The 26221-nt window shown below is 72.6% G+C and carries 21 protein-coding genes; 12 read left to right on the forward strand and 9 right to left on the reverse strand.

Going from position 1 to position 26221, the window contains the following annotated elements:
* Positions 1–31: 31 nt before the first annotated feature.
* Positions 32–1189 (forward strand): DivIVA domain-containing protein, encoded by a 1158-nt coding sequence (locus AB0398_RS19040; protein ID WP_366376503.1) that lies wholly within the window; start codon positions 32–34, stop codon positions 1187–1189.
* A gap of 189 nt (positions 1190–1378) precedes the next feature.
* Here the strand turns inward: AB0398_RS19040 and ileS are convergent, their stop codons facing one another.
* Positions 1379–4522, reverse strand: a complete 3144-nt coding sequence (gene ileS / locus AB0398_RS19045; RefSeq protein ID WP_366376505.1) for an isoleucine--tRNA ligase — start codon at positions 4520–4522, stop codon at positions 1379–1381.
* 548 nt (positions 4523–5070) lie between these two features.
* Here ileS and AB0398_RS19050 point away from each other — a divergent pair.
* The 6 genes from AB0398_RS19050 (at position 5071) to AB0398_RS19075 (ending at position 10366) form a co-directional block, all read left to right on the forward strand.
* Entirely contained in the window at positions 5071–5931 is an 861-nt protein-coding gene (locus AB0398_RS19050; RefSeq protein WP_366376507.1) for a TraR/DksA C4-type zinc finger protein, read from the forward strand.
* A gap of 139 nt (positions 5932–6070) precedes the next feature.
* Positions 6071–6655: a signal peptidase II gene (lspA, locus tag AB0398_RS19055; RefSeq protein WP_366376508.1), complete on the forward strand. Its 585-nt coding sequence runs from the start codon at positions 6071–6073 to the stop codon at positions 6653–6655.
* Between the two features lie 17 nt (positions 6656–6672).
* The gene (locus AB0398_RS19060) at positions 6673–7614 is read left to right on the forward strand and encodes an RluA family pseudouridine synthase (protein WP_053640443.1); all 942 of its coding nucleotides are present in this window, start codon (positions 6673–6675) and stop codon (positions 7612–7614) included.
* A complete protein-coding gene (locus AB0398_RS19065; protein WP_366376509.1) occupies positions 7611–8078 on the forward strand; it encodes a GNAT family N-acetyltransferase in 468 nt (155 codons plus the stop codon). The genes AB0398_RS19060 and AB0398_RS19065 overlap by 4 nt, the downstream gene beginning before the upstream one ends.
* A gap of 82 nt (positions 8079–8160) precedes the next feature.
* Positions 8161–9747, forward strand: a complete 1587-nt coding sequence (locus AB0398_RS19070) for a Na+/H+ antiporter (protein WP_366376511.1) — start codon at positions 8161–8163, stop codon at positions 9745–9747.
* A 37-nt stretch (positions 9748–9784) separates the two neighbouring features.
* Positions 9785–10366, forward strand: a complete 582-nt coding sequence (locus AB0398_RS19075) for a dienelactone hydrolase family protein (protein ID WP_366376513.1) — start codon at positions 9785–9787, stop codon at positions 10364–10366.
* A 74-nt stretch (positions 10367–10440) separates the two neighbouring features.
* On the opposite strand, the gene AB0398_RS19080 is transcribed toward AB0398_RS19075, so the two are convergent.
* The 5 genes from AB0398_RS19080 to AB0398_RS19100 all read right to left on the reverse strand — a co-directional run bounded on the left by AB0398_RS19080 (position 10441) and on the right by AB0398_RS19100 (position 16572).
* The gene (locus AB0398_RS19080) at positions 10441–11403 is read right to left on the reverse strand and encodes a zinc metalloprotease (protein ID WP_366376514.1); all 963 of its coding nucleotides are present in this window, start codon (positions 11401–11403) and stop codon (positions 10441–10443) included.
* Between the two features lie 356 nt (positions 11404–11759).
* Positions 11760–13409 carry an alkaline phosphatase D family protein gene (locus tag AB0398_RS19085; RefSeq protein WP_366376516.1) on the reverse strand — a complete coding sequence of 550 codons (1650 nt, stop codon included), beginning with the start codon at positions 13407–13409 and terminating at the stop codon, positions 11760–11762.
* A 169-nt stretch (positions 13410–13578) separates the two neighbouring features.
* A complete protein-coding gene (locus AB0398_RS19090) occupies positions 13579–14394 on the reverse strand; it encodes a DsbA family protein (protein WP_366376518.1) in 816 nt (271 codons plus the stop codon).
* Between the two features lie 95 nt (positions 14395–14489).
* Complete coding sequence (locus AB0398_RS19095; RefSeq protein WP_366376520.1) at positions 14490–15176, reverse strand: hypothetical protein; 687 nt, start codon at positions 15174–15176, stop codon at positions 14490–14492.
* A gap of 37 nt (positions 15177–15213) precedes the next feature.
* Positions 15214–16572 carry a DUF2252 domain-containing protein gene (locus AB0398_RS19100; protein WP_366376522.1) on the reverse strand — a complete coding sequence of 453 codons (1359 nt, stop codon included), beginning with the start codon at positions 16570–16572 and terminating at the stop codon, positions 15214–15216.
* Between the two features lie 190 nt (positions 16573–16762).
* Here AB0398_RS19100 and dnaE point away from each other — a divergent pair, with 190 nt between their 5' ends.
* A complete protein-coding gene (gene dnaE, locus AB0398_RS19105) occupies positions 16763–20302 on the forward strand; it encodes a DNA polymerase III subunit alpha (protein WP_366376523.1) in 3540 nt (1179 codons plus the stop codon).
* A gap of 102 nt (positions 20303–20404) precedes the next feature.
* Here dnaE and AB0398_RS19110 read toward each other — a convergent pair whose 3' ends face one another.
* Entirely contained in the window at positions 20405–20578 is a 174-nt protein-coding gene (locus AB0398_RS19110) for a hypothetical protein (RefSeq protein WP_167309042.1), read from the reverse strand.
* 225 nt (positions 20579–20803) lie between these two features.
* On the opposite strand from AB0398_RS19110, the gene AB0398_RS19115 reads away from it, so the two are divergent.
* From AB0398_RS19115 to AB0398_RS19130, 4 genes are all read left to right on the forward strand, one after another.
* Positions 20804–22135 (forward strand): NYN domain-containing protein, encoded by a 1332-nt coding sequence (locus AB0398_RS19115; RefSeq protein WP_366376526.1) that lies wholly within the window; start codon positions 20804–20806, stop codon positions 22133–22135.
* Positions 22136–22155: 20 nt separating this feature from the next.
* The gene (locus AB0398_RS19120) at positions 22156–23136 is read left to right on the forward strand and encodes an ABC transporter ATP-binding protein (protein ID WP_366376907.1); all 981 of its coding nucleotides are present in this window, start codon (positions 22156–22158) and stop codon (positions 23134–23136) included.
* 271 nt (positions 23137–23407) lie between these two features.
* A complete protein-coding gene (locus AB0398_RS19125) occupies positions 23408–24211 on the forward strand; it encodes an ABC transporter permease (RefSeq protein WP_366376908.1) in 804 nt (267 codons plus the stop codon).
* A gap of 34 nt (positions 24212–24245) precedes the next feature.
* Complete coding sequence (locus tag AB0398_RS19130) at positions 24246–24860, forward strand: DUF2567 domain-containing protein (RefSeq protein WP_366376528.1); 615 nt, start codon at positions 24246–24248, stop codon at positions 24858–24860.
* Between the two features lie 67 nt (positions 24861–24927).
* Here AB0398_RS19130 and ybaK read toward each other — a convergent pair whose 3' ends face one another.
* Both ybaK and AB0398_RS19140 read right to left on the reverse strand, forming a co-directional pair.
* A complete protein-coding gene (gene ybaK / locus AB0398_RS19135) occupies positions 24928–25425 on the reverse strand; it encodes a Cys-tRNA(Pro) deacylase (RefSeq protein ID WP_366376530.1) in 498 nt (165 codons plus the stop codon).
* A gap of 50 nt (positions 25426–25475) precedes the next feature.
* Positions 25476–26219 (reverse strand): LON peptidase substrate-binding domain-containing protein, encoded by a 744-nt coding sequence (locus AB0398_RS19140; RefSeq protein WP_366376532.1) that lies wholly within the window; start codon positions 26217–26219, stop codon positions 25476–25478.
* Positions 26220–26221: the final 2 nt, after the last annotated feature.

Below are 26221 nucleotides of genomic sequence, written 5' to 3' on the forward strand. Positions count from 1 at the left end.
CTGCCGACGACTACGTAGAGGTGAAGAAGAGATGCCGCTGACTCCCGAGGACGTGCGGAACAAGCAGTTCACGACCGTCCGCCTTCGAGAAGGCTATGACGAGGACGAGGTCGATGCCTTCCTCGACGAGGTCGAGGCCGAGCTGACCCGCCTGCTTCGCGAGAACGAGGACCTGCGCGCCAAGCTGGCCGCCGCGACGCGCGCCGCCGCGCAGAACCAGCAGCAGCAGAGCATGCGCAAGCCCCCGGAGCAGCAGGATCGTCCCGTCGGTCCCGGGGCCCCGGTACCCGCCGCCATATCCGGACCGCCGGTCCAGCAGCAGCCGCCGCAGATGGGCCCGCCGCAGCTGCCTTCCGGCGCTCCTCAGCTTCCCGCCGGCCCGATGCAGGGTGGCCCGATGCAGGGCGGTCCCATGCAGGGCGGCCCCATGCAGGGCGGCCCGATGCAGGGCGGTCCCATGCAGGGCGGTCCGATGCAGGGTGGCCCTATGCAGGGCGGACCCATGCAGGGCGGACCGATGGGTCCCGGCCCGATGCAGGGCGGTCCGATGGGCCACCCGCAGCAGATGCAGCAGCAGCCCGCGCAGGCTCCGGGCGGCGACAGCGCCGCGCGTGTCCTCTCGCTGGCCCAGCAGACGGCCGACCAGGCGATCGCGGAGGCCCGTTCCGAGGCCAACAAGATCGTCGGCGAGGCGCGCTCGCGCGCCGAGGGCCTGGAGCGGGACGCCCGCGCCAAGGCCGACGCCCTGGAGCGGGACGCGCAGGAGAAGCACCGCGTCGCGATGGGCTCCCTGGAGTCCGCCCGCGCCACCCTGGAGCGCAAGGTCGAGGACCTGCGGGGCTTCGAGCGCGAGTACCGCACGCGTCTGAAGTCGTACCTGGAGTCGCAGCTGCGCCAGCTGGAGACCCAGGCGGACGACTCGCTGGCTCCGCCGCGGACCCCGGCCGCGGCCTCCCTGCCGCCGGCCCCGTCGATGGCCTCGGCCGGCGCCGGTGCCCCGTCCTACGGCGGCGGCACGATGGGTGGCGGTCCGTCCATGGGCGGCGCCCCGTCCTACGGCGGCGGTCAGCAGCAGATGTCTCCGGCGATGACCCAGCCGATGGCTCCGGTCCGTCCGCAGGCACCGCAGCCGATGCAGCAGGCTCCGGCGCCGATGCGGGGCTTCCTGATCGACGAGGACGACAACTGACGGCGGGCGGTCGCGCGACGAGCGCGTAGCCGTCGGCAGGCTACGAGGGCCGGCTCCCGGGAAACCGGGGGCCGGCCCTTCGCCGTGTGCGGAGACGTACGGGAGGGGAGAGCGGAAGGCCCCGGCCCCCGGACGAGGCGAGCGGCCCGGCCCCCCGGAGCGGGGGAGCCGGGCCTTTCGCCGTGCCGGTTACGCCTTGCGGAGGCGGAACGTCAGGCCGAGGGCCTCGTCCGTGAACGGGGCGCCGTAGCTGTCGTCGGCCTCGCCGTTCGCGTGGTCCGTCGCCAGGACCTCGTCCGCGATGAGGGCCGCGTGGGCCGTCAGGGCGTCCGTGGTCTCCTCGGAGTCCGAGGTCCAGCGCAGGGCGATCCGGTCGGCGACGTCCAGGCCGCTGTTCTTGCGGGCCTCCTGGATCAGCCGGATCGCGTCACGGGCCAGGCCCGCCCGGCGCAGCTCCGGGGTGATCTCCAGGTCGAGGGCGACCGTCGCGCCCGCGTCCGAGGCGACCGACCAGCCCTCGCGGGGGGTCTCCGTGATGATGATCTCCTCGGGGGTGACGGTGATCGTCTCGCCGTTCACCTCCAGGCTCGCCCCGCCGGAGCGCAGTGCCAGGGAGAGGGCCGCCGCGTCCGCCGCCGCCACCGCCTTGGCCACGTCCTGGACGCCCTTGCCGAAGCGCTTGCCCAGGGCCCGGAAGTTCGCCTTGGCCGTCGTGTCGACCAGCGAGCCGCCGACCTCGGAGAGGGACGCGAGCGAGGAGACGTTCAGCTCCTCCGTGATCTGGGCCCGGAGCTCGGGGGAGAGCGCCGCGAAGCCGTTGGCCGCGACCAGGGCGCGGGAGAGCGGCTGGCGGGTCTTCACGCCCGACTCGGCGCGCGTCGCCCGGCCCAGCTCCACCAGGCGCCGGACGAGCAGCATCTGCTCGGAGAGGGTGCCGTCGATCAGGGCGGCGTCCGCCTCCGGCCAGGTGGCCAGGTGGACCGACTCCGGGGCGTCCGGGGTCACCGGGACGACCAGGTCCTGCCAGACCCGCTCGGTGATGAACGGGGTCAGCGGGGCCATCAGGCGGGTGACCGTCTCCACGACCTCGTGCAGGGTCCGCAGGGCCGCCTTGTCGCCCTGCCAGAAGCGGCGGCGGGAGCGGCGCACGTACCAGTTGGACAGGTCGTCGACGAACGCCGACAGGAGCTTGCCGGTGCGCTGGGTGTCGTACGACTCCATCGCCTCGGTGGCCTCGGCCACCAGCGTGTTCAGCTCGGAGAGGAGCCACTTGTCGAGGACCGTGCGGTCGGCCGGGGCCGGGTCCGCCGCGCTCGGCGCCCAGCCGGACGTGCGGGCGTAGAGCGCCTGGAAGGCGACCGTGTTCCAGTACGTCAGGAGGGTCTTGCGGACGACCTCCTGGATCGTGCCGTGGCCCACCCGGCGGGCCGCCCACGGCGAGCCGCCGGCCGCCATGAACCAGCGGACCGCGTCGGCGCCGTGCTGGTCCATCAGCGGGATCGGCTGGAGGATGTTCCCCAGGTGCTTGGACATCTTGCGGCCGTCCTCGGCGAGGATGTGGCCCAGGCAGACCACGTTCTCGTACGACGACTTGTCGAACACCAGGGTGCCGACGGCCATCAGCGTGTAGAACCAGCCGCGGGTCTGGTCGATCGCCTCGGAGATGAACTGCGCCGGGTAGCGGCTCTCGAACAGCTCCTTGTTCTCGTACGGGTAGCCGTACTGCGCGAACGGCATCGAGCCCGAGTCGTACCAGGCGTCGATGACCTCCGGGACGCGGACGGCCTCCAGCGAGCAGCCGTCGGCGGGGCAGCCGAACGTCACCGCGTCGATGTACGGGCGGTGCGGGTCGAGGCCCGACTGGTCGGTGCCGGTGAGCTCGGTCAGCTCGGCGCGCGAGCCCACGCAGGTCAGGTGCCCCTCCTCGCAGCGCCAGATCGGCAGCGGGGTGCCCCAGTAGCGGTTGCGGGAGAGGGCCCAGTCGACGTTGTTGGTCAGCCAGTCGCCGAAGCGTCCGTGCTTGACCGACTCCGGGAACCAGTTGGTCCGCTCGTTCTCCGCGAGCATGCGGTCCTTGACCGCGGTCGTGCGGATGTACCAGGACGGCTGCGCGTAGTAGAGCAGGGCCGTGTGGCAGCGCCAGCAGTGCGGGTAGCTGTGCTCGTACGCGATGTGCTTGAAGAGCAGGCCGCGCGCGTCCAGGTCGGCGGTCAGCGCCTCGTCGGCCTTCTTGAAGAAGACGCCGCCGACCAGCGGCACGTCCTCCTCGAAGGTGCCGTCGGGGCGGACCGGGTTCACGACCGGCAGGCCGTACGCCTTGCAGACCTTGAGGTCGTCCTCGCCGAAGGCGGGGGACTGGTGGACCAGACCCGTGCCATCCTCGGTCGTCACGTACTCGGCGTTGACGACGTAGTGCGCCGGCTCCGGGAACTCGATCAGCTCGAACGGGCGCTCGTACGTCCAGCGCTCCATGTCCTTGCCGGTGAAGGTCTCGCCGGTGGTCACCCAGCCCTCGCCGAGCGCCTTGTCGACCAGCGGCTCGGCGACGACGACCTGCTCGTCACCGTCGGTGGCGACCACGTAGGAGACCTCGGGGTGGGCGGCGACCGCCGTGTTGGACACCAGGGTCCACGGAGTCGTCGTCCAGACCAGGAGCGCCGCCCGGCCGGCCAGCGGTCCCGAGGTCAGCGGGAAGCGGACGTAGACCGAGGGGTCGACGACCGTCTCGTAGCCCTGCGCCAGCTCGTGGTCGGAGAGGCCGGTGCCGCAGCGGGGACACCAGGGCGCGACCCGGTGGTCCTGGACCAGCAGGTCCTTCTCGAAGATCTGCTTGAGCGACCACCAGACCGACTCGATGTACGAGGGGTCCATGGTCCGGTACGCGTCGTCGAGGTCGACCCAGTAGCCCATCCGGGTCGTCAGCTCGGCGAAGGCGTCGGTGTGCCGGGTCACGGACTCGCGGCACCTGTCGTTGAACTCGGCGATGCCGTAGTCCTCGATGTCCTTCTTGCCGGAGAAGCCGAGCTCCTTCTCGACGGCGAGCTCGACCGGCAGGCCGTGGCAGTCCCAGCCGGCCTTGCGGGCCACGTGGTAGCCGCGCATGGTCCGGAAGCGGGGGAAGACGTCCTTGAAGACGCGGGCCTCGATGTGGTGGGCGCCCGGCATGCCGTTGGCGGTGGGCGGGCCCTCGTAGAACACCCACTCGGGGCGGCCCTCGGACTGCTCCAGGGTCTTCGCGAAGACCTTGTTCTCCTGCCAGAAGTCGAGCACGGCGTGCTCGAGGGCGGGCAGGTCGACCTGGGCGGGCACCTGGCGGTACTGCGGCGCTGTCATGCGGCGGACTCTCCTCCGGACGGACGGTTCTGCTTCCGTCGGAGGGACGAGAGCGCTGCTCCCGCGGTACCACCCTCCTTGGCCCCGGACGTGACCGTCCCGAGCCCCCTCATTGGGGTCGCGACGCCGGGTCTAGTCGCCGCACCCGGGGGGCGGCTTTCTTCCGGCGGCTCCGGGGTGATGCTTCACATCGGGCTCGCCCCCGGGCTCTCACCGTCCCCGGGTCGCTCATGGCTGCGTACGACGCTACTCGTCCCCATCCAAGCCTTTCGCTGAGGCCAGTGTACGGGGCCCGGCGAAGGGCGGCCGACCGGTTTTCCGTGACCCGAATGGCCACACGGCGGGCGCCGGACCCGGGGCGGGGCCATGTGGGGGAGGGGCGGTGCGGATAACCGAGCGGAGAGCTGGGCACAACGGATGCAGGCCGCCCCGGTGGGGAGCGGGGGCGGGTGGGAACGGCGGCGTGCCCCGTTGCCGCGGGCCTCGGGCCGATTTATCGTCCCAGCACGATTCGCGAGCAAGATCACAAAATGTGAAGGGGCCGCGACATGGTGGCGAAGAAGACCGCCGCGAAGAAGACCACGGCCGGGAAACGGACTGCGGTCGCCGGGCACCCCACGGTCGCGGAGGAACCGGAGCCCGCCCCGGAGGCGGCCGCCGGGGAGAAGGGGTCCGGGAAGAGGGGGGCCGGCGAGGCGGGCGCCAAGAAGGCGGTCGCGAAGAAGGTGGCGGCCGCGAAGAAGACGGTCGCGAAGAAGGCCGCGGCGGCCAAGAGGGCCGTCGTGGAGAAGACGGGAGCGGCGGCCCCCGCCGAGGCGGCCCCCGCCGAGGCGGCCTCCGCCGAGGACACCGCCGCCCCGGACGCGCCCGCCGGGAAGGCCGGGGCGAAGAGGGCGGCCGCCGGCAGGGCGTCCGCGCGGAAGCAGACAGGAGCCAGGACGGTGGCAGCGAAGAAGACCGCGGGTGGCGTCACGACCGTCGGCGACGGGGCCGCGGTGCCCCCGGCCCGCGCCGGGGAGCTCGCGGTCCGTCCGGGCGAGGACCCCTGGACGCCCGAGGAGGTCGCCGAGGCCCGCGACGGGCTCCAGGCGGAGGTGCTGCGGCTGCGCAGCGAGCTCGCCCACTCCCGGGAGGAGCTGACCGGCCTCATGCGGGACTCGGGCGACGGCGCCGGTGACGACCAGGCCGACACCGGCACCAAGAACATCACCCGCGAGCACGAGCTGGCCCTCGCGGCCAACGCCCGGGAGATGCTGGAGCAGACCGAGCACGCCCTGGAGCGGCTCGACGCCGGCACGTACGGACTGTGCGAGGTGTGCGGCAGGCCGATCGGCAAGGCCAGGATGCAGGCCTTCCCGAGGGCCACGCTCTGCGTCGAGGACAAGCAGCGGCAGGAGCGGCGCGGCTGAGGCGGGCGCCGCGCGGCGCCAGGGCGGCACGGGCCGGGCCACGGGCGCCGCGCGGCCGGTGGTCTCGGCTGACGGTCTCGCACGCCTGTGCCGTACCCTCGGTGCACGGTCAGGCATCGAGGTCGAGGGACTCACTCACGTGGCAGAGGCGGAGCGCATCATCGGTACGCCGGATTCAGCAGGGGCCGACGAGCCGGCCGCCTCCGACGGCACGGACGTCCCCGCGGAGCGTCCCCGGGGCAGGCGCCGGATCGTCGCCCTGTTCGTGGTGGCCCTCCTGGCCTATCTGCTCGACCTCGGCAGCAAGATCCTCGTGGTCGAGAAGCTGGAGGGCCGCGAGCCGATCCGGGTGATCGGCGACCTGCTCCGCTTCGACGCCATCCGGAACCCGGGCGCCGCCTTCGGCATGGGCGAGGCCTTCACGATCATCTTCACCTGCATCGCCGCCGCCGTGATCGTCGTGATCATCCGGCTCGCGCGGAAGCTCTACAGCCTGCCCTGGGCCATCGCGCTCGGCCTGCTGCTCGGCGGCGCGCTCGGCAACCTCACGGACCGGATCTTCCGCTCGCCGGGCGTCTTCGAGGGCGCGGTCGTCGACTTCATCGCCCCCGCGCACTTCGCCGTCTTCAACCTCGCCGACTCGGCGATCGTCTGCGGCGGCATCCTCATCGTGATCCTGTCGTTCCGGGGCCTGGACCCCGACGGGACCGTCCACAAGGACTGACAAGGCATACTCGACGGGTGAGTACGAGTCCCGAGATCCGCACGCTGCCCGTTCCCGATGGCCTGGAGGGCGAGCGCGTCGACGCCGCCATCGCCCGCATGTTCGGGTTCTCCCGTACGAAGGCGGCCGAGCTGGCCGCCGCAGGGAAGGTCCAGGTCGACGGCTCCGTCGTCGGCAAGTCCGAGCGGGTCAGCGGCGGCGCGTGGCTGGAGGTCGAGATGCCGGGCGCGGCCGCGCCCGTGCAGATCGTCGCGGAGCCCGTCGAGGGCATGGAGATCGTCCACGACGACGACGACATCGTCGTGATCATGAAGCCGATCGGCGTCGCCGCCCACCCCAGCCCCGGCTGGACCGGCACCACCGTCATCGGCGGCCTGGCCGCCGCCGGCTACCGCATCTCCACCTCCGGCGCCGCCGAGCGCCAGGGCATCGTGCACCGCCTCGACGTCGGCACCTCCGGCCTGATGGTCGTCGCCAAGTCGGAGTACGCGTACACCTCGCTCAAGCGCCAGTTCAAGGAGCGCACGGTCGACAAGCGCTACCACGCGCTCGTCCAGGGCCACCCCGACCCGATGAGCGGCACCATCGACGCCCCCATCGGCCGGCACCCCCAGCACGACTACAAGTGGGCGGTCACCGCCGACGGCAAGCCCTCCGTCACGCACTACGACCTCATCGAGGCCTACCGCTCGGCCTCGCTGCTCGACATCAAGCTGGAGACGGGCCGCACCCACCAGATCCGGGTGCACATGTCCGCCCACCGCCACCCCTGCGTCGGCGACCTCACCTACGGCGCCGACCCGACGATCGCCAAGCGCCTCGGCCTGACCCGGCAGTGGCTGCACGCCGTCCGCCTCGGCTTCGAGCACCCCGGCGACGGCTCGTGGGTCGAGTTCGCCAGCACCTACCCCGAGGACCTGAGCAGGGCCCTGGACCGGATCGAGGCGGAGAGCCGGTGAGCGCCGCGTACGACGTCCGCGAGGTCCTGGGCGACGAGGACCGGGAGGCCTGTTTCGCGGTCCGCCGCGAGGTCTTCGTCGAGGAGCAGGGCGTGCCCCGGGAGCTGGAGTACGACACGTACGACGCGACCGCCGTGCACGTCCTCGCGGTCCGCGCGGACGGGCTGCCGCTGGGCACCGGGCGCCTGCTGCACGGCGCCGACGCGCTGGGCAAGACCGGCGGCGACGCCTCGGTGGGCTCGCTCGGCCGGCTCGCGGTCGCCAAGGCGGCGCGCGGCCTCGGGGTCGGCGCGGCCCTGGTCCGGGGCATCGAGGAGGCGGCGCGCGAGCGCGGTCTGACCGCCGTCGACCTGCACGCGCAGATCCACGCCCTCGGCTTCTACGAGCGGCTCGGGTACGAGGCGTACGGCCCCGAGTTCCCGGACGCGGGCATCCCGCACCGGGCCATGCGCAAGGCGCTGTAGGGCCCGTCCTCCCGGGGGCCGCCCGTCGCGGCGCCCCCGGGACAACACGTGTGAAAACAGGTGCGCGTGGCAGGCTGAGCCCGTGGATCAATTGGCCCTGCTGTTCCTGCTGCTCCTCGGCGCCCTGCTCACCGTCCCCCTCGGTGATCGGCTCGGGCTGCCCGCGCCCGTCCTGATGACCCTCGTCGGGATCGTGCTGGCCTTCCTGCCCTTCGTGCCGAACGTCGAGATCCCGCCGGAGTACATCCTCCCGCTGGTGCTGCCGCCCCTGCTCTACGCGGCCGTGCAGCGGACCTCCTGGCGCCAGTTCGCGGCCAACAGAAGGCCCATCTTCCTGCTCGCCGTGGCCCTGGTCTTCGTCACCACGGCCGCCGTCGGCGCCGTCGCCGACGCGCTGGTGCCCGGCATCCCGCTGGCCGCCGCCATCGCGCTCGGCGCCCTCGTCGCCCCGCCGGACCCGGTCGCCGCGACCGCCGTCGCGGGCTCCCTCGGGCTGCCCCGACGGCTCGTGTCGATCCTGGAGGGCGAGGGGCTCTTCAACGACGTCACCGCGATCGTGCTCTACCACGTGGCGATCGCCGCCGCCGTCAGCGGCACCTTCTCCGTGCCCGGGGCGGCCGGCGCGCTCGTGCTCTCCGCCGTCGTGGCCGTGGCCGTCGGCCTGGGGCTCGGCTGGCTCTCCAACAAGCTCATCGGGTTCCTGGGCGACGCGACCCTCCAGACCGGACTCACCCTCCTCGTCCCCTTCGTGAGCTACGTGCTCGCCGAGGAGCTGCACGGCTCCGGCGTCCTCTCCGTCCTGATCACCGCCCTCTTCCTGGCCGAGCACGCGTCCGACGCCGACGACGTCATGGGCCGGCTCGCCGGGCAGACCTTCTGGGAGATCGTCGACACCCTCGTGACCGGCATCGCCTTCGGCCTCATCGGCCTGGAGGTCGTCCACGTCTTCGGGTACGCCGACGGGCACGTCCTGGAGATGCTCGGCTGGGGCGCCGCCGTGGCCGGGACGGTCGTCGTCGTCCGGCTGCTGTGGCTGCTGCCCGCGACCTGGCTGGCGAAGAAGATGCACACGCTCCGGGACGTGGACGAGGAGATCCCGGTGAGCTGGCGGGAGACCGTCGTCATGTGGTGGGCGGGGATGCGCGGGGTGGCCTCGGTGGCGCTCGCGCTCGCCGTCCCGCTCACCACCGACGACGGCGAGCCCTTCCCCGGCCGCGCGGAGATCATCTTCATCGCCTTCTGCGTGATCCTCACCACCCTCGTCCTCCAGGGGCTCACCCTGCCCACCCTGGTCCGGTGGCTCGGGGTGAAGGCGGACGCCGAGGCCGAACGGGTCCTGGAGCACGATCTCGCGGCCCGGGCCGCGAAGGCGGCCAAGCGGCGGCTCAAGGAGATCGAGGAGGTCGAGGACCTGCCGGAGGAGGTGCAGGAGCGGCTCCAGCGCAGCGCCTTCGACATCGCGGCGCGGATCAGCCCCGACATCGTGGACGACGAGCGGCGGACCGCCTTCGTGGAGCGGGCGGACCGCTTCAAGGCGGTGCAGCGCATCCAGCGGGAGCTGATGTCGGCCGCCCGGCACGAGGTCCTGGCGGCGCGCAGCGAGCCGGGCGCCGACCCGGAGGTGGTGGACCGGGTGCTCCGTCAGCTGGACGTGCGCAGCATGCGGTGAGCGGGGGCGGTCCGCCGCGGGTGGCAGGATGGCGGGCATGGACATCATGCTTTTCCACTCGGTGTACGGACCGCGCCCGGCCGTGGAGGCCGCGGCCGACCGGCTGCGGGACGCCGGGCACCGGGTGTGGACGCCGGACCTCTTCGACGGCTGGACCACGGATTCGGTGGAGGAGGGCATGGCGAAGCGGGACGAGATCGGCAAGGACGAGCTCCTGAAGCGCGCGATCCTGGCCGCCGCCCCGTACTCGGAGCGCGGACTCGTCTACGCCGGCTTCTCGCTGGGCGCGTCGGTCGCGCAGACCCTGGCCCTCGGCGACGAGAGGGCCCGCGGCCTCCTGCTGCTGCACGGCACCTCGGACCTCGCGCCGAACGCGTCGGTGGACGAGCTTCCCGTACAGCTGCACGTGGCCGAGCCCGATCCCTACGAGACGGACGACTGGCTGTCCGCCTGGTACCTCCAGATGGGCCGGGCCGGGGCGGACGTGGAGATCCACCGCTACCGGGGCGCCGGGCACCTCTACACGGACCCGGAGCTGCCGGACTGGGACGCGGAGGCGGCCGAGCGGACCTGGGCGGTGGCGCTCGCGTTCCTGGAGGAGCTGGCGGACGCGGCGTAGCCCCGTCTGGACGTGCGCCGGGGGCGCGGCGGGAGGCTCTTCCCGTCGCGCCCCCGGTGTGTTCCCGGAGCCGGTCAGCCGCGGTACGCGGTCCAGTGCTGGTTCATCCGGGACACCTGGCCCGCGGTGAACTGGTACATGCAGGAGTCGTACGTGTAGTCCATGAAGTTGTGGATCGGGTCCGCGCCCGCCGTGGTGCAGGTGTCGCGGCCCGTCGGGCACTCGTACGCCGGGCTCGACTCGGCCGGGGTGTCGGACACGGAGTCGCCGCTGCCGCCGCAGCCGCCCTGGAAGGTGTGGTAGAGCCCCATCCAGTGGCCGACCTCGTGCGTACCGGTGTCGCCCTGGTTGTAGTTGGCCGCCGAGCCGCCCGGGAGCGAGGCGTCCAGGACGACGACGCCGTCCATCTTCGGGTTGGAGGCGTACGAGGTCGGGAAGGTCGCCCAGCCGAGGAGGCCGCCGCTCAGCTTGGCGGTGTAGAAGTTCAGCGCGTTGGCGCCGCCCTTGCGGAGCGTCTGCTTCATCTGCTTCTCGGCGCTGGAGCCGGAGGCCAGGTTGTACCAGCCGGAGTTGTTCGTGTAGTCGGTGCCGGCCAGCGTGAACTGGAAGTTGGTGTTCGCGTTGCCGGTGCCCTGGCCGCCGTAGGCCGCGTTGAGGACCGCGATCTGGCTGTTGACGGCGGAGGCGGAGAGCTTGCCCGTCGTCCCGGAGTGGATGACGTGGAAGTAGACCGGGATGGTGACTGCGGCGGCGGCCCGGCCCGAGGCGGCGGCGCGGGCGGCACTGGCGGTCGCGGCCGGGGAGAGCGACGCCAGTCTCTTCTTGAGGTCCGCGTCCATCGCCTTGGCCTGGGCGGCCGAGACCTCGTTCGGCTCGGCGGCGTGGCTGTCGGCGCCGCGCGCCTTGCGGGCGGCGGAGACGGCCCCGGTGCCGTCCTCGCACTCCTCGGCGGAGAGGGAGGCGGAGGCGCGGTCGGCGGTGGCGGCACCGGTGGCGACGGGGGCCGAAAGCGGTGCGAGGGCCAGGGTTCCGGCCATGACGGCGGTACCGATGACACGACGTGACGTACGCGGGGATATACGGACAAGAGCACGCATGGTGACTCCTCGTGGGGGGTGGGCGGGGGAACTTCCTCCGCCACGCCGGGGAGATTACGCGGCCATGTCAGGGGCCGTTGAGGAGTGATCAGGCCCAATCATCCGTGGGGCAATTCGGCGCAACGGGAAGAAAATCTTCTGCGCCTTCCGGAGTTTGAGACGTCGACGTAACGAGCGGGAGGATGGAGGCGGGTGGTGTGTCCGGATTCGATCGCTGGAACTCGCCACCCGCCGTAGCCGTGTGATCTCTCGTTAACAGAAGGGATCATGGCTGAAAATCAACCATCCGGGGTGCCTCAGAGGACCGGCTGGTACACCCGCTCGACACGCTGCGTTCCGCTCTGCGTCCGGTACGAGCGCGCCCAGGCCGTCGTCGCGGCCGGGTCCCTCTTGTCGGAGACCGTGTAGTAGTCCATCTGGGAGCGGGCGGCGGTCACGTCGAGCACCCCGTAGCCGTGGTGGTCCATGTCCACCCACTTCACATGGCGGTTGGCCGCCTTCACCGCGGTCGCCGCCACCACCGAGAGCGTCCCCGGCGCCACGTGCAGCAGGTCGTCCAGGTTGTCCGAGGTCACCGAGGTGACCACGAACTCGGTCGCCGCCGAGGCCGAGAGCGGGTACGTCGCGGCCTTCACCGGCACGTCGTTGGCCCAGGCCATGTGGATGTCGCCGGTCAGGAAGACCGTGTTCCGGACGCCCCGCGAGGTCAGGTGCGCGAGCAGCTCCTTGCGGTCGTCCGTGTAGCCGTCCCACTGGTCGACGTTGACCGCGAGCCCCTCCTTCGGCAGGCCCATCAGCTCCGCGAGCGGCTCCAGGAGGTGGGCGGGCAGGGCGCCGAAGGCGACCGGCGAGATCATCACCGAGGTGCCGACCAGCTGCCAGGTCGCGTCCGAACCGGCGAGCCCGGCCTTGAGCCAGTCCAGTTGGGCGCGCCCGGTGATGCTCCGCTCCGGGTCGTCGACCGTGCCGCTGCCCGTCTTCGCCTGGGCCGAGCGGAACGAACGCAGGTCGAGCAGGTGCAGATCGGCCAGCCTGCCGAAGCGCAGCCGCCGGAAGACCGTGCCCTCGGTGGAGGCCCGGACCGGCATCCACTCGAAGTACGCCTGCTTGGCGGCCGCCACCCGGGCCGCCCACGCGCCCTCGGCGCCGGGGGTGTGGTTCTCGGCCCCGCCCGTCCAGGCGTCGTTGGCGAACTCGTGGTCGTCCCAGATGGCGATCACCGGGTGCGCCGCGTGCAGCGCCCGGAGGTCGGGGTCCGTCTTGTACTTTCCGTGCCGGGCGCGGTAGTCGGCGAGCGAGACGATCTCGTGGCGCGGCTCGTGGGCCCGGACGGTGTACTTCGCCTCGGGATAGGCCCCACTGGCGTACTCGTAGAGGTAGTCGCCGAGGTGGAGCACCGCGTCCAGGTCGGCGCGGGCGGCGAGGTGGCGGTACGCGGAGAAGTACCCGGCCTCCCAGTTCGCGCAGGAGACCACACCGAAGCGGACGCCGGGCGCGGCCGCGTCGGCGGCCGGGGCGGTGCGGGTGCGGGCGGCCGGCGAGACCACGCCGTCCACGGTGAAGCGGAACCAGTAGGAGGTGGCCGGGCGCAGGCCCCGGACGTCCGCCTTCACGGTGTGGTCGGTGGCGGCGCCCGCCGTGGTCGTGCCGGAGGCGACGGTCCGGGCGAAGCCGCGGTCCTCCGCGACCTCCCAGCCGACCCGGACGTCGGGGCCGAGGCCGGAGCCGGGCACGGCCTCGGGGACGGGGGTGACGCGCGTCCAGAGCAGGACGCCGTCGGGCAGCGGGTCGCCGGAGGCGACGCCGTGGAGGAAGGCGGGGGCCCCGGTCCCCGCGAGGGCGGGGGAGGCCGCGCCCAGGAGGGCGGGCGCGGCGACGGCGGTGACGGCGGCGGCCTTCACGACCGTGCGGCGGGTGGGGGCGGGAGATATGAGACGACTGGTCACGGGCAGTCAGATTACTGACGGGTACGACCGGTGGGCAGGCGAAATCCGGAAGTTCGCCGACTGGTCGCCCCCGGGTCGCCCGGAGCCGGTCCGGACGCGCCCCGGCCCCGGACCGAGGGTCCGGGGCCGAGGGGCCGGTGCTCCGTCGTGGAGCGGGCGGCGGCGGGCGTCAGCCCTTGAGGGCCGCCGTGATCGCCGTCGTGAACTCGTCCGAGGTCATCGGCGGGTTGTCGGAGCCCTGGACCGTCACGGGCTTGCCGTCCATCTTCAGCGTCGGGGTGCCCTTCACCCCGCTGTCGTCGAAGGCCTTGGACATCTTCATCGCCCAGGCGTCGAAGGTGCCCTCCTCGACGTTCTTCTTGAACGCGGCGTTGCCCTTGAGCGCCGGCACCGACTCCGCGACCTCGATCAGGTAGGAGTCCTTGGCGAACTTGTCGTCGTTCTCCTCCGGGTGGAACTTCGTGGAGTAGAGCGCGGACTTGTACGTCAGGAAGGCCTCCGGGCTCACGTCCAGGGCCGCGCCCAGCGCCGAGAGGGCGTTCTTCGAGCCCTCGCCCGTGGCGACGTCGTCGATGAAGGTGGCGCCGACGTACCGGATCTTGTACTTGCCCTCCTCGACGTCCTTCTCGACCGTGGAGCCGACCGACTGCTCGAAGGTCGCGCAGACCGGGCAGCGCGAGTCCTCGTACAGCTCCAGGGTCTTCTTCGCGGACGCCTTGCCGACGACGACCGTCGTGCCGTTCGCGCCCGAGGTGTTCTTCGGGGTGGCGACGGACGTCGCCTTCGCCGCCGTCTCCCACTCGGAGGGCTTGTTGGCCTGCACCACCGCGTAGCCGACGCCGCCGGCGACGGCGAGGACGGCCACGGCCGAACCGGCCACGACGAGCTGCCGGCGCACCCGGTCCTTCTTCACCTGGCGCTCGCGCTCCTGGCGCAGTCGCTCGCGGGCGGCCGCCTTGCTGGCCTGGCTGTTGCGTGCACTCATGATCTTCTTCTCCGTGGGGCTGCGGAGGGCGCAAGACGTCCGCGGAGGACGTGGAGCGCCCGTGAAAGAGGGAAAGGGGGAGCCGCGGGGCTCGCTCAGACGAGAGCGAGGCCCGGACGCGGCGGCCCCCGCCGCCCCACGGAGTGCACGAGGAGCCGGGTGCGCGAGGACCGGGGCCGGCCCTCAAGGCGCCCGGTGCGCCGGGGCGCCGGACCGCCCGCGCGGAAGAAGGCCGCCACGAGCAGCAGCGGCCGGAACGCGAAGGCCTCCAGCGCGCCGACCAGCCGGGCGAGGGCCCGCTCCCCGCCGCGCAGCCAGCAGGCCGCCGAGAACCCGACGCCCACGTGGGCCAGGAGCAGCAGCCACGGCAGCGCCGGGTCGGGGGAGGAGAGCAGGGCGGTCGCGTACCCGCTCTCCGGGGCCGCCACGCCGGGCAGCGGAGTCCCCACGGCGCCGCCGCAGAAGACCTCCACGCCCACCGCGCGCAGCGACCCGGCGACCGGCCCGCCGGCGGGGCCGTAGCAGACCGTCTGGCCGCTGGTGAAGAGGGTGTCGGCCGCCAGCTCCAGCGGGACGAGGAGCCCGGCGATCGGGCCGAGGCCGCGCTCGCGGCCGGCCAGCGCGTACGCCACGGCGAAGACGGCGGCGGCGACCGGGAGGACCGCGCCCACCGGCAGCGGCACGCCCGAGAGCAGCACGTGGGACGCCACGGACAGCGTCACGACCAGTGCCGTGAAGAACGCCGCCCGCAGCGCCCTCAGCTGCGTCCCTGCCATGTCCATCGCTCAGGAGTGTGCCACGCGGGCGCGTAAGGGGTCATTAAAGGGAGACTGTGGACGGTCCCGCCGGCCCCTGGAGCCCCGGGATCCGGTCGTTGCGGAAGAGGTCCACGAAGATCTGGTGGTCCGCCCGGGCGCGGGCCCCGTAGGAGTGCGCGAAGTCCACGAGCAGCTCGGCGAAGCCCTCCCCGTCGGCGCCGATCGCCGCGTCGATGGCCCGCTCCGTCGAGAACGGCACGAGGGAGTGGCCGCTGGAGTCGTCCGCCGCCGCGTGCATGGTCGCCGTCGCCCGTCCCAGGTCCGCCACGGTCGCCGCGATCTCGGCCGGGTCGTCGATGTCCGACCAGTCCAGGTCCACCGCGTACGGCGAGACCTCCGCCACCAGCTGTCCCGCGCCGCCCAGCTCCGTCCACCCCAGCCAGGGGTCCGCGTGCGCCTGGAGCGCCCGCTGCGAGATCACCGTCCGGTGCCCCTCGTGCCGGAAGTACTCCCGTACCGCCGCGTCCGTCACGTGCCGGGAGACCGCCGGGGTCTGCGCCTGCTTGAGGTAGATCACGACGTCGTTCTCCAGGGCGTCGCTGTTGCCCTCCAGGAGGATGTTGTACGAGGGCAGGCCGGCTGAGCCGATGCCGATCCCGCGCCGCCCGACCACGTCCTTCACCCGGTACGAGTCGGGGCGGGTCAGGCTGGACTCCGGCAGGGTCTCCAGATAGGCGTCGAAGGCCGTCAGGACCTCGCGGCGGGTGGCCGCGTCCAGCTCGATCGCGCCGCGGCCCGCCGAGAAGCGGCGCTCGAAGTCCCGGATCCCGGTCATCGAGTCGAGGAGCCCGAAACGGGTCAGCGACCGGGCCGTGCGCAGGGCGGCGAGCAGCGGCCCGCCGGCGGTCTCCAGGGTGAAGCCGGGCGCCTCGTCCCCTTCGGCGCCGGTCGCCAGGGCGTGGATCCGCTCCCGGTAGGCGGCGGCGCAGATCCGCACGAGCTCGGTGATCTGTCCGTCGCTGAGCGCCTTGGCGTACCCGATCAGGGCGAGCGAGGCCGCGAGCCGCTTCAGGTCCCAGGTGAAGGGGCCCACGTACGCCTCGTCGAAGTCGTTGACGTTGAAGATCAGGCGCCCGTTGGCGTTCATGTACGTGCCGAAGTTCTCGGCGTGCAGGTCGCCGTGTATCCAGACCCGGCCGGTGCGCTCGTCCAGGTACGGCCCGCCGTGGGCCTCCCGCTCCAGGTCGGCGTAGAACAGGCACGCGGTGCCCCGGTAGAAGGCGAAGGCGGATCCGGCCATCTTCCGGAACTTGACCCGGAAGGCCGCCGGGTCGGCGGCGAGCAGCTCGCCGAAGGCGGTGTCGAAGACGGCGAGGATGTGCTCACCGCGTTCGGTGGCGGTGGGCTGGGGGACCGACATCGGGATGCCTCCTGGTACGGGACGTGCACGCAGAGTGTTCACGACAAAAGGGACAGGTATTCCCCGTCTTCCAACGCGCGACCCTAGCCCCCGAGTGCCCCGTCCGACCCTCCCGCCCGACTAGACTCCGACACCGTCCCCCTCAGACTGCCCGCAGCCTGCACCCCGTCGTTCCCGGAGGCCTCCCGCCGTGACCAAGCCGCCCTTCACGCACCTCCACGTCCACACCCAGTACTCGCTGCTGGACGGTGCCGCGCGGCTGAAGGACATGTTCGACGCGTGCAACGAGATGGGCATGACGCACATCGCCATGTCCGACCACGGCAACCTGCACGGCGCGTACGACTTCTTCCACACGGCCAAGAAGGCCGGGGTCACGCCGATCATCGGCATCGAGGCGTACGTCGCCCCCGAGTCCCGGCGGAACAAGCGGAAGATCCAGTGGGGCCAGCCGCACCAGAAGCGGGACGACGTCTCCGGCTCCGGCGGCTACACCCACAAGACGATCTGGGCGGCGAACGCCACCGGACTGCACAACCTCTTCAAGCTCTCCTCCGACGCCTACGCCGAGGGCTGGCTCCAGAAGTGGCCCCGGATGGACAAGGAGACCATCAGCCAGTGGTCCGAGGGCCTGATCGCCTCCACCGGCTGCCCCTCCGGCGAGCTCCAGACCCGACTGCGCCTCGGCCAGTTCGACGAGGCCCTGAAGTCCGCCTCCGAGTACCAGGACATCTTCGGCAAGGACCGCTACTTCCTGGAGCTGATGGACCACGGCATCGAGATCGAGCGCCGGGTCCGCGACGGACTCCTGGAGATCGGCAAGAAGCTCGGCATCCCGCCCCTGGTCACCAACGACTCGCACTACACCTACGCGCACGAGGCCACCGCCCACGACGCCCTGCTGTGCATCCAGACCGGCAAGAACCTCTCCGACCCGGACCGCTTCAAGTTCGACGGCACCGGCTATTACCTGAAGTCCACGGACGAGATGTACGCCGTCGACTCCTCGGACGCCTGGCAGGAGGGCTGCCGCAACACCCTCCTGGTCGCCGAGCAGATCTCCACCGAGGGCATGTTCGTCGAGAAGAACCTCATGCCGAGGTTCGACATCCCCGAGGGCTACACCGAGGTCACCTGGTTCCGCGAGGAGACCATGCGGGGCATGGCCCGCCGGTTCCCCGGGGGCATCCCCGAGGACCGCATGAAGCAGGTCGAGTACGAGATGGACACCATCATCTCGATGGGCTTCCCCGGCTACTTCCTCGTCGTCGCCGACTTCATCATGTGGGCCAAGAGCCAGGGCATCGCCGTGGGCCCCGGCCGCGGCTCCGCGGCCGGCTCGATCGTCGCGTACGCCATGGGCATCACCGACCTCGACCCCATCCCGCACGGACTGATCTTCGAGCGCTTCCTCAACCCCGAGCGCATCTCCATGCCCGACGTCGACATCGACTTCGACGAGCGCCGGCGCGTCGAGGTCATCCGGTACGTCACGGAGAAGTACGGCTCCGACAAGGTCGCCATGATCGGCACCTACGGCAAGATCAAGGCCAAGAACGCGATCAAGGACTCCGCGCGCGTCCTCGGCTACCCGTACGCCATGGGCGACCGGCTCACCAAGGCCATGCCCGCCGACGTCCTCGGCAAGGGCATCGACCTCGACGGCATCACCAACCCCTCCCACCCGCGCTACAGCGAGGCGGGCGAGATCCGGGCGATGTACGAGAACGAGCCCGACGTGAAGAAGGTCATCGACACCGCCCGGGGCGTCGAGGGCCTGGTCCGGCAGATGGGCGTGCACGCCGCCGGCGTGATCATGTCCAGCGAGCCGATCGTCGACCACGCGCCGATCTGGGTGCGGCACACCGACGGCGTCACCATCACGCAGTGGGACTACCCGCAGTGCGAGTCGCTCGGCCTCCTGAAGATGGACTTCCTGGGCCTGCGCAACCTCACCATCATGGACGACGCCGTCAAGATGGTGAAGGCGAACAAGGGCATCGACCTCGACCTGCTCGCCCTGCCGCTCGACGACCCGAAGACCTTCGAACTGCTCCAGCGCGGCGACACCCTCGGCGTCTTCCAGTTCGACGGCGGCCCCATGCGCTCGCTGCTCCGGCTGATGAAGCCCGACAACTTCGAAGACATCTCCGCCGTGTCCGCCCTGTACCGGCCGGGCCCGATGGGCATGAACTCGCACACCAACTACGCCCTGCGCAAGAACAAGCAGCAGGAGATCACCCCGATCCACCCCGAGCTGGAGAAGCCGCTCGAAGAGGTGCTCGCGGTCACCTACGGACTCATCGTCTACCAGGAGCAGGTGCAGAAGGCCGCCCAGATCATCGCCGGCTACTCGCTCGGCGAGGCCGACATCCTCCGCCGCGTGATGGGCAAGAAGAAGCCCGAGGAGCTGGCGAAGAACTTCACCATCTTCCAGGCCGGCGCCCGGAAGAACGGCTACAGCGACGAGGCCATCCAGTCCCTCTGGGACGTCCTGGTCCCCTTCGCCGGCTACGCCTTCAACAAGGCGCACTCCGCCGCGTACGGCCTGGTCTCCTACTGGACCGCCTACCTCAAGGCCAACCACCCGGCCGAGTACATGGCGGGACTGCTCACCTCGGTCAAGGACGACAAGGACAAGTCCGCGGTCTACCTCAACGAGTGCCGCCGCATGGGCATCAAGGTGCTGCCGCCCAACGTCAACGAGTCCCAGTCGAACTTCGCCGCCCAGGGCGACGACGTGATCCTCTTCGGCCTCACCGCCGTCCGGAACGTCGGCACCAACGTCGTCGAGTCGATCATCAAGACCCGCAAGTCCAAGGGGAAGTACTCCTCCTTCCCCGACTTCCTCGACAAGGTCGAGGCCGTCGTCTGCAACAAGCGGACCGTCGAGTCGCTGATCAAGGCCGGCGCCTTCGACGAGATGGGCCACACCCGCAAGGGCCTGGTCGCCCACCACGAACCCATGATCGACAACGTGGTGGCGGTCAAGCGCAAGGAGGCCGAGGGACAGTTCGACCTCTTCGGCGGCATGGGCGAGGAGACCAGCGACGAGCCCGGCTTCGGCCTCGACGTCGTCTTCTCCGACGTCGAGTGGGAGAAGTCCTACCTGCTCGCCCAGGAGCGCGAGATGCTCGGCCTCTACGTCTCCGACCACCCGCTCTTCGGCATCGAGCACGTCCTCTCCGACAAGACGGACGCGGCCATCGCCCAGCTCACCGGCGGCGAGCACAGCGACGGCGCGGTCGTCACCATCGGCGGCATCATCTCCGGCCTCCAGCGCAAGATGACCAAGCAGGGCAACGCCTGGGCCATCGCCACCGTCGAGGACCTGGCCGGCTCCATCGAGTGCATGTTCTTCCCGGCCACCTACCAGCTGGTCTCCACCCAGCTCGTCGAGGACACGGTCGTCTTCGTCAAGGGCCGGCTCGACAAGCGCGAGGACGTGCCCCGGCTCGTCGCCATGGAGCTGATGGTCCCCGACCTGTCGAACGCCGGGACCAACGCGCCGGTGATCCTCACCATCCCCACGGTCAAGGTGACCCCGCCGATGATCAGCAGGCTCGGCGAGATCCTCAAGCACCACAAGGGCAACACCGAGGTGCGGATCAGGCTCCAGGGCCCGCGCAAGACCACCGTGCTGCGGCTCGACCGGCACCGGGTGACGGCCGACCCGGCGCTCTTCGGCGATCTGAAGGTGCTGCTCGGCCCGTCCTGCCTGGCGGGCTGACCCTCCGTCCGGCCACGCGCAAGGGACGGGTCCTCCGTCCGGCCACGCGCAAGGGGCGCGCCCGTCGTCACGGGCGCGCCCCTTTGCCGTACGCGAAAGCCGTCAGTTGTGGCCGAAGCGCTTCTGGCGGCCCTTGCGGGCGACGTCGCTAGGGAGGACCTGGGACGCGCGCTGAGCGGCCTCCGACTCCATCGCCGACTGCTGCGCCTGCTGGGCGCCGCGCTCGGCCGGGGACTGCTGCTTCTGGGCGCGGTTCTGGTTCCGGTTCTTGGCCATGGTGATGCCTCCTCAAGGGAATTAGGGGCCAGGGCCGCTGTCAGCCTCACATACGGCCTGAAACGCCGCATTTTGGATCATTACGGAGGGTCAGACCCCGCCGAGCAGGACATTCGCCACGCCGATGATCCAGTTCCGACCGTCAAGCCACCGGCGGTCGGGCAGACTCGAAGGAAACCCGGAGCAACTTCCGATCCCGAGTCCGACCCCCAGGGCCGAAAGAGGGTGGAACACGTGGACCGCTGCGTCGTCCTGGTGGACGCCGGCTACCTGCTGGGCGCCGCCGCCAGCCTCCTCGCCGGGGAACCGGCCCGTTCCCGGATCACCGTCGACCACGCCGCGCTGATCCAGCAGCTGCGCCAGCGGGCCGAGGCCGAGACCGCGCTGCCCCTCCTGCGGATCTACTGGTTCGACGGCGCGCCCGACCGGGTGCCCCAGCCCGAGCACCGCAGACTGCGCGTGATGCCCCGGGTCACCGTCCGGCTCGGCGCCCTGACCAGGAGCGACGGACGCTGGGCGCAGAAGGGCGTCGACGCGGCCATGCACACCGAGCTGACCGAGCTCGCCCGGAACAGGGCCTGCTCCGACATCGTGCTCGTCACCGGCGACGGCGACCTGCTGCCCGGCCTCATGTCCGCCAAGGAGCACGGCGTCGCCGTCCACCTCTGGGCCGTCCAGGCCGCCGACGGCGACTACAACCAGTCCGAGGACCTCGTCGCCGAGGCCGACGAGCGGCGGGTCCTCGACCGGGCCTGGATCACCCGCGCCGTCCGCGCCAAGGACCTCACCGGGCTCTGCGCGCCCCCGCCCGCCCCGCGCCCCGAGATCGCCGCGATCCTCTCCGCGCCGCTGCCCGAGGCCGCCCTCGCCGCCTCCGCGGAACGGGCGGCGGAAGCCGCGGCGGCGGCCGTACGGAACGGGAGCACGGCCCCGGCCGAGGTGAACGGCTCCTCCGGCGCCTCCGACGGCGGTCTCGACCACGGCCACGACCGCGCCGGGGAGAACGGGCGCGCCCCGGCCCAGAGCAGGGGCGTCCCCACCCCCAAGGACCTCGCGGGGCTGCGCGGCCCCGCCGCCAACGGCACCCACGGCGCCCACGGCCCCTCCGCGCAGAGCGCCAGCGCGCTCCGCTGGTCCTCCGACCGGGGCTGGGTCGAGCGCCCCGCCCCCCTCGGCGAACCGCCCGAGACCGCCTCCCTGCCCACCCTCGCCACCCTCACCAGCGCCGAGCAGCGCTGGGCCGACCGCGAGGAGGACATCACCACCGTCGGCGGCGACCCCTTCGAGGTCGGGCAGGTGTTCGCCCGCCGCTGGATGGAGCGCCTCCCGGAACAGAGCCACGTCCAGAAGCTCTCCACCCTCTACCCCCGCATCCCGCACCGCATCGACGGCGAACTCCTCCGCTACGCCGCCCGCTTCGGCCTCCTCGCCCACAAGGACGACCAGATCGACGAGCACGACCGGTACGCGATCCGGGCCGGTTTCTGGCGCGAGATCGACGTCCGCGCCGCCGCCGAACACGCCCCCGCGCCCGGAGCGGGCCCGGCGACCCCGTAGGCTCTTCCTCCGTGAGTACGGTGTGCGCGGTGCGGGATCTGGTCAAGACGTACCCCGCCACGCGCGGCAGGCGCGGTGCCCCGGCGACCCCCGAGGTGCGGGCCACCGACGGGATCAGCCTGGACGTGCGCGGCGGCGAGATCTTCGGGCTGCTCGGCCCCAACGGGGCGGGCAAGTCCACCCTCGTCCGCCAGGTCACCGGGCTCATGCGCCCCGACTCCGGCTCCGTCGAGCTCCTCGGCCACGACCTGGTGCGCCACCCCGAGCGGGCCTCCCGGCTCCTCGCCCACCTCGGCCAGGAGTCCACCGCCCTCGACGAGCTCACCGTCGCCCTCGCCGCCGAGACCACCGGCCGGCTGCGCGGCCTCACCGCCCGCGACGCGCGCGCCGAGAGCGCCGCCGTCCTGGAGGAGCTCGGCCTCACCGCGCTCGCCCCCCGGCCCCTCAAGAAGCTCTCCGGCGGACAGCGGCGCCTCGCCTGCGTCGCCGCCGCCCTCGTCGGCCGGCGGCCCGTCCTCGTCCTCGACGAGCCCACCACCGGCATGGACCCGGTCGCCCGCCGCGCCGTCTGGGCCGCCGTCGACCGGCGGCGCGCCGAACACGGCACCACCGTGCTGCTCGTCACCCACAACGTCATCGAGGCCGAGACGGTCCTCGACCGGGTCGCCGTCCTCGAACACGGCCGGGTCATCGCCTGCGACACCCCGGCCGGGCTCAAGGAGCGCGTCGCGGGCGAGGTCCGCGTCGAGCTGGTGTGGCGCGAGACCGCCCCGCTCCACCTGCCCGAGGTCGCCGCCCTGCGCGGCCTCGCCCAGGAGACCGGCCGGCGCTGGATCCTGCGGCTCGCCCCCGACGCGGCCCGCGCGGCCGTCGCCACCGTCACCGGCGGCGCCGCCTTCGCCGCCCTCGACGACTTCACCCTGGCCACCCCCAGCCTGGAGGACGTCTACCTCGCCCTCGGCGGCGCGGCGAAGGGCGCGGAGGGGCTGGTGAAGGGATGACCACCACGACGCCCGGCCCCGCCGGGGCACCCGGCCCCTCCAGCCCCGTCACGCTTTCCGGCCCCGCCGGGGCACCCGCCTCCGCCGGGCCTTCCGGCGCGCGCGGCCCCGTCGGCGCGGTACGCCGCCCCGGCGCCCGGGGAGCCGCCCGCGCCCCCGGGGGCGGCCGTCCCCCGTACGCGCCCCTCCCCACCCCCGGAGGGCACCGCGTCCCGTACCCGCACGTGACCGTCAGGAGCTGTCCGCAGTGAGCACCGTGCCCGCCGAGGCCCTGCCGACCCGCGCACCGGGCGTCCGTCCGCGCGCCGACGAGGCCGCCGCCGCGCCCCTCGCCCCGAGCGCCCGGCTGCTGCCCTCCCTGGCCGCCGTCTACCGCGCCCAGCTCTCCCGCGCCCGCGTCGCCCGGATCCCGCTGCTCTTCGTCGCCACCTTCCAGTCCATCGGGATCATGGTCCTGATGCGCGGGGTCGTCGACGGCGGCTCCGAGGCGCGCGCGGTCGTCGCCGGCTCCACCGTCCTCGTCGTCGCCTTCGTCGCGCTCAACCTGCTCGCCCAGTACTTCGGGCAGCTGCGGGCCAGCGGCGGCCTCGACCACTACGCCACCCTGCCGGTGCCGCCCGCCGCGGTCGTGCTCGGCGCGGCGGGGGCGTACGCCTCCTTCACCGTCCCCGGGACCGCCTTCACCGCCGTCGCGGGCTCCCTGCTCTTCGGCCTGCCGCTCACCCACCTGTGGATCCTCGTCGCCGTCGTCCCGCTCTCCGGCGCCGCCCTCGCGGGGCTCGGCGCCGCCCTCGGGCTCCTCGCGCCCCGTCAGGAACTGGCCACCCTCCTGGGCCAGCTCGGCATGTCGGCGGCGCTGCTCCTCGGCGTGCTCCCGGCGGAGCGGCTGCCCGGGCCCATCGGCTGGGCGCGGGACCTGCTGCCGTCGACGTACGGCGTGGAGGCCCTGGCCCGCACCTTCGACCCGGACCCCGACTGGGCGGTCGTCGCCCTCGACCTCGCCGTCTGCGGCGCGGTCGGCGCGGTCTCGCTGGCGGTCGCCACCTGGGCGTACCGAAGGGCCGCCGTCCGCTGAGGCGGGTCACAGGCACACCTGGCACGATGGCGGGGTGACCGCACCTCTGACTCCGCCTCACCAGCCGCAGCCGCACGATCCCGACCGGCCGCCGCCCGTCCCGCCGACGCCCGGCCCGGCCGGGGACCCGATCACGGCGGCCGAGGTCATCCAGGGCGTTCTGGTGACCGCCGTCTCGGCGGTCGCGGGAGCGCTGCTCGGAGTGCTGTGGCTGAACCTGGCCCCCCGCGTCCTGCTCGTCTCGGACGGCAAGGGGGTCTACCTGCGGAACTCCGAGGGGGAGTACGCGATCGGCGCCGACGGCACGTTCGTCGTGCTGGCCCTGGCCTTCGGCGCGGTCGCCGGGCTCGTCGTCTTCCTGCTGCGCCGCCGGGGCGGGGTCCCGCTGGTGCTCGGCCTGGCCGTCGGCGGCGTCCTGGGCTCGCTGCTCGCGTGGGGCGTCGGCACGCACTTCGGCCCGACCTCGGACGTGGTCGCCCACGCCAAGGCCGTCGGGCCGAACGTCCCCTTCGAGGCCCCGCTGGAACTGAACCTGGGGATCGCCGCGCTCCTCGCCTGGCCGCTCGGGGCGATGGTCGTCCACCTGGCCCTGACGGCCGCCTTCGGCCCGCGCGACCCGGACCCCTGGGAGCACCCGAAGGCGCTCTGAGAACCCACGGCCCCGCGAGAGCGGCCGAAGGCGCTCCGAGGCCCCGCGGCCCCGCGGACCTGAGGCGTCAGTCGCGGCCGATCGGGGCCACCACCGCCGAGGTGAGGGCGGCGAGGTCCGCGGGGGAGAGCTCCACCTCCAGGCCGCGCCGCCCCGCCGACACGCAGACCGTCGCGTGGTCCGAGGCCGAGGCGTCGAGGACCGTACGGAGCCGCTTGCGCTGCCCCAGCGGGGAGATGCCGCCCCGCACGTAGCCCGTGGTGCGCTCCGCCGCCACCGGGTCGGCCATCACCGCGCGCTTGCCGCCGACCGCCGAGGCCAGCGCCTTCAGGTCGAGCCGGCCCGCCACCGGGACCACCGCGACCGTCAGCTCGCCGTCGACGTCCGCCACCAGCGTCTTGAACACCCGGTCGGGGGAGACGCCCAGGGCCTCCGCCGCCTCCTCGCCGTACGACGCGGAGGCCGGGTCGTGCTCGTACGCGTGCACGGTGAACGGCGTGCCGGCCGCCGTCAGGGCCGCCGTCGCCGGGGTGCCCCCGCCGTTCTTCTTCTGCTTCTTCGCCACGCGCTCTTCCTCGTCTTCCCCAGGCCCCGGGCGGCCGGGACCGGACCGGCTCAGTTCGGGTACGTCGGGGCCTGCGTCAGATCCACCGCCGGCAGCGACGGCAGGTGCCGCAGCACCGCCGTCTCCGCGCGCAGCAGGGTCAGCTCCTCGCGCAGCCGCGTCGCCGTGTCCGGGGCCTGGAGCAGCCGCTGCTTCGACGGAGTGTCGAGGACGGCGGCCGACGCGACCAGGTACGACACCACCGACGGGTCGTCCGGCAGCTCGGTCGTGGTCAGCGAGCGCTCCCGGGCCCCCGCCAGCCGCTTCTGGTAGCTCCGGAAGGCCCGCAGCACCCCCTCGGCGAGCGTGCCCGCCCCCTCGCCCCGCTCCTCCGGGACCTCCTCGACCTCGGCCGTCAGGAACGGGCCGCTCGCGTCGACCGAGAGCAGCTTCACCCGGGTCGTGCCGGTGGACATCACCTCGAAGCTGCCGTCGGCGCGCTCCCGGATGCTCGCCGCGTCGGCGACGCAGCCGACCCGGTGGAAGGACTGGATCGGGTCGGGGCCGAAACCCGCCGCCGGACCCTTCTCGGGCAGCGCCGTCGGGTCCGGCATGCCGGGCGCGGTCGGCGCGACCTCGCGGCCGTCGCGGATCGCGACGACGGCGAAGCGGCGCGGCTCCGACTCGTCGAGCGTGAGCAGCTCGCGCATCATGGCGCGATAACGCTCCTCGAAGACGTTCAGCGGCAGCACGAGGCCCGGGAACAGCACCGTGTTGAGCGGGAAGAGGGGCAGACGGGTGGTCACAGCCGCCAAGC

The organism is Streptomyces sp. NPDC086147 (assembly GCF_040702165.1).
In the GTDB taxonomy this organism is placed as follows: domain Bacteria; phylum Actinomycetota; class Actinomycetes; order Streptomycetales; family Streptomycetaceae; genus Streptomyces.

Coding starts and splice junctions, on each gene's coding strand:
- AB0398_RS19040 (WP_366376503.1), top strand. CDS start 32: ATGCCGCTGACTCCCGAGGACGTGCGGAACAAGCAGTTCACGACCGTC.
- ileS (WP_366376505.1), bottom strand. CDS start 4,522: ATGACAGCGCCGCAGTACCGCCAGGTGCCCGCCCAGGTCGACCTGCCC.
- AB0398_RS19050 (WP_366376507.1), top strand. CDS start 5,071: ATGGTGGCGAAGAAGACCGCCGCGAAGAAGACCACGGCCGGGAAACGG.
- AB0398_RS19075 (WP_366376513.1), top strand. CDS start 9,785: ATGGACATCATGCTTTTCCACTCGGTGTACGGACCGCGCCCGGCCGTG.
- AB0398_RS19080 (WP_366376514.1), bottom strand. CDS start 11,403: ATGGCCGGAACCCTGGCCCTCGCACCGCTTTCGGCCCCCGTCGCCACC.
- AB0398_RS19090 (WP_366376518.1), bottom strand. CDS start 14,394: ATGAGTGCACGCAACAGCCAGGCCAGCAAGGCGGCCGCCCGCGAGCGA.
- AB0398_RS19095 (WP_366376520.1), bottom strand. CDS start 15,176: ATGGACATGGCAGGGACGCAGCTGAGGGCGCTGCGGGCGGCGTTCTTC.
- AB0398_RS19100 (WP_366376522.1), bottom strand. CDS start 16,572: ATGTCGGTCCCCCAGCCCACCGCCACCGAACGCGGTGAGCACATCCTC.
- AB0398_RS19110 (WP_167309042.1), bottom strand. CDS start 20,578: ATGGCCAAGAACCGGAACCAGAACCGCGCCCAGAAGCAGCAGTCCCCG.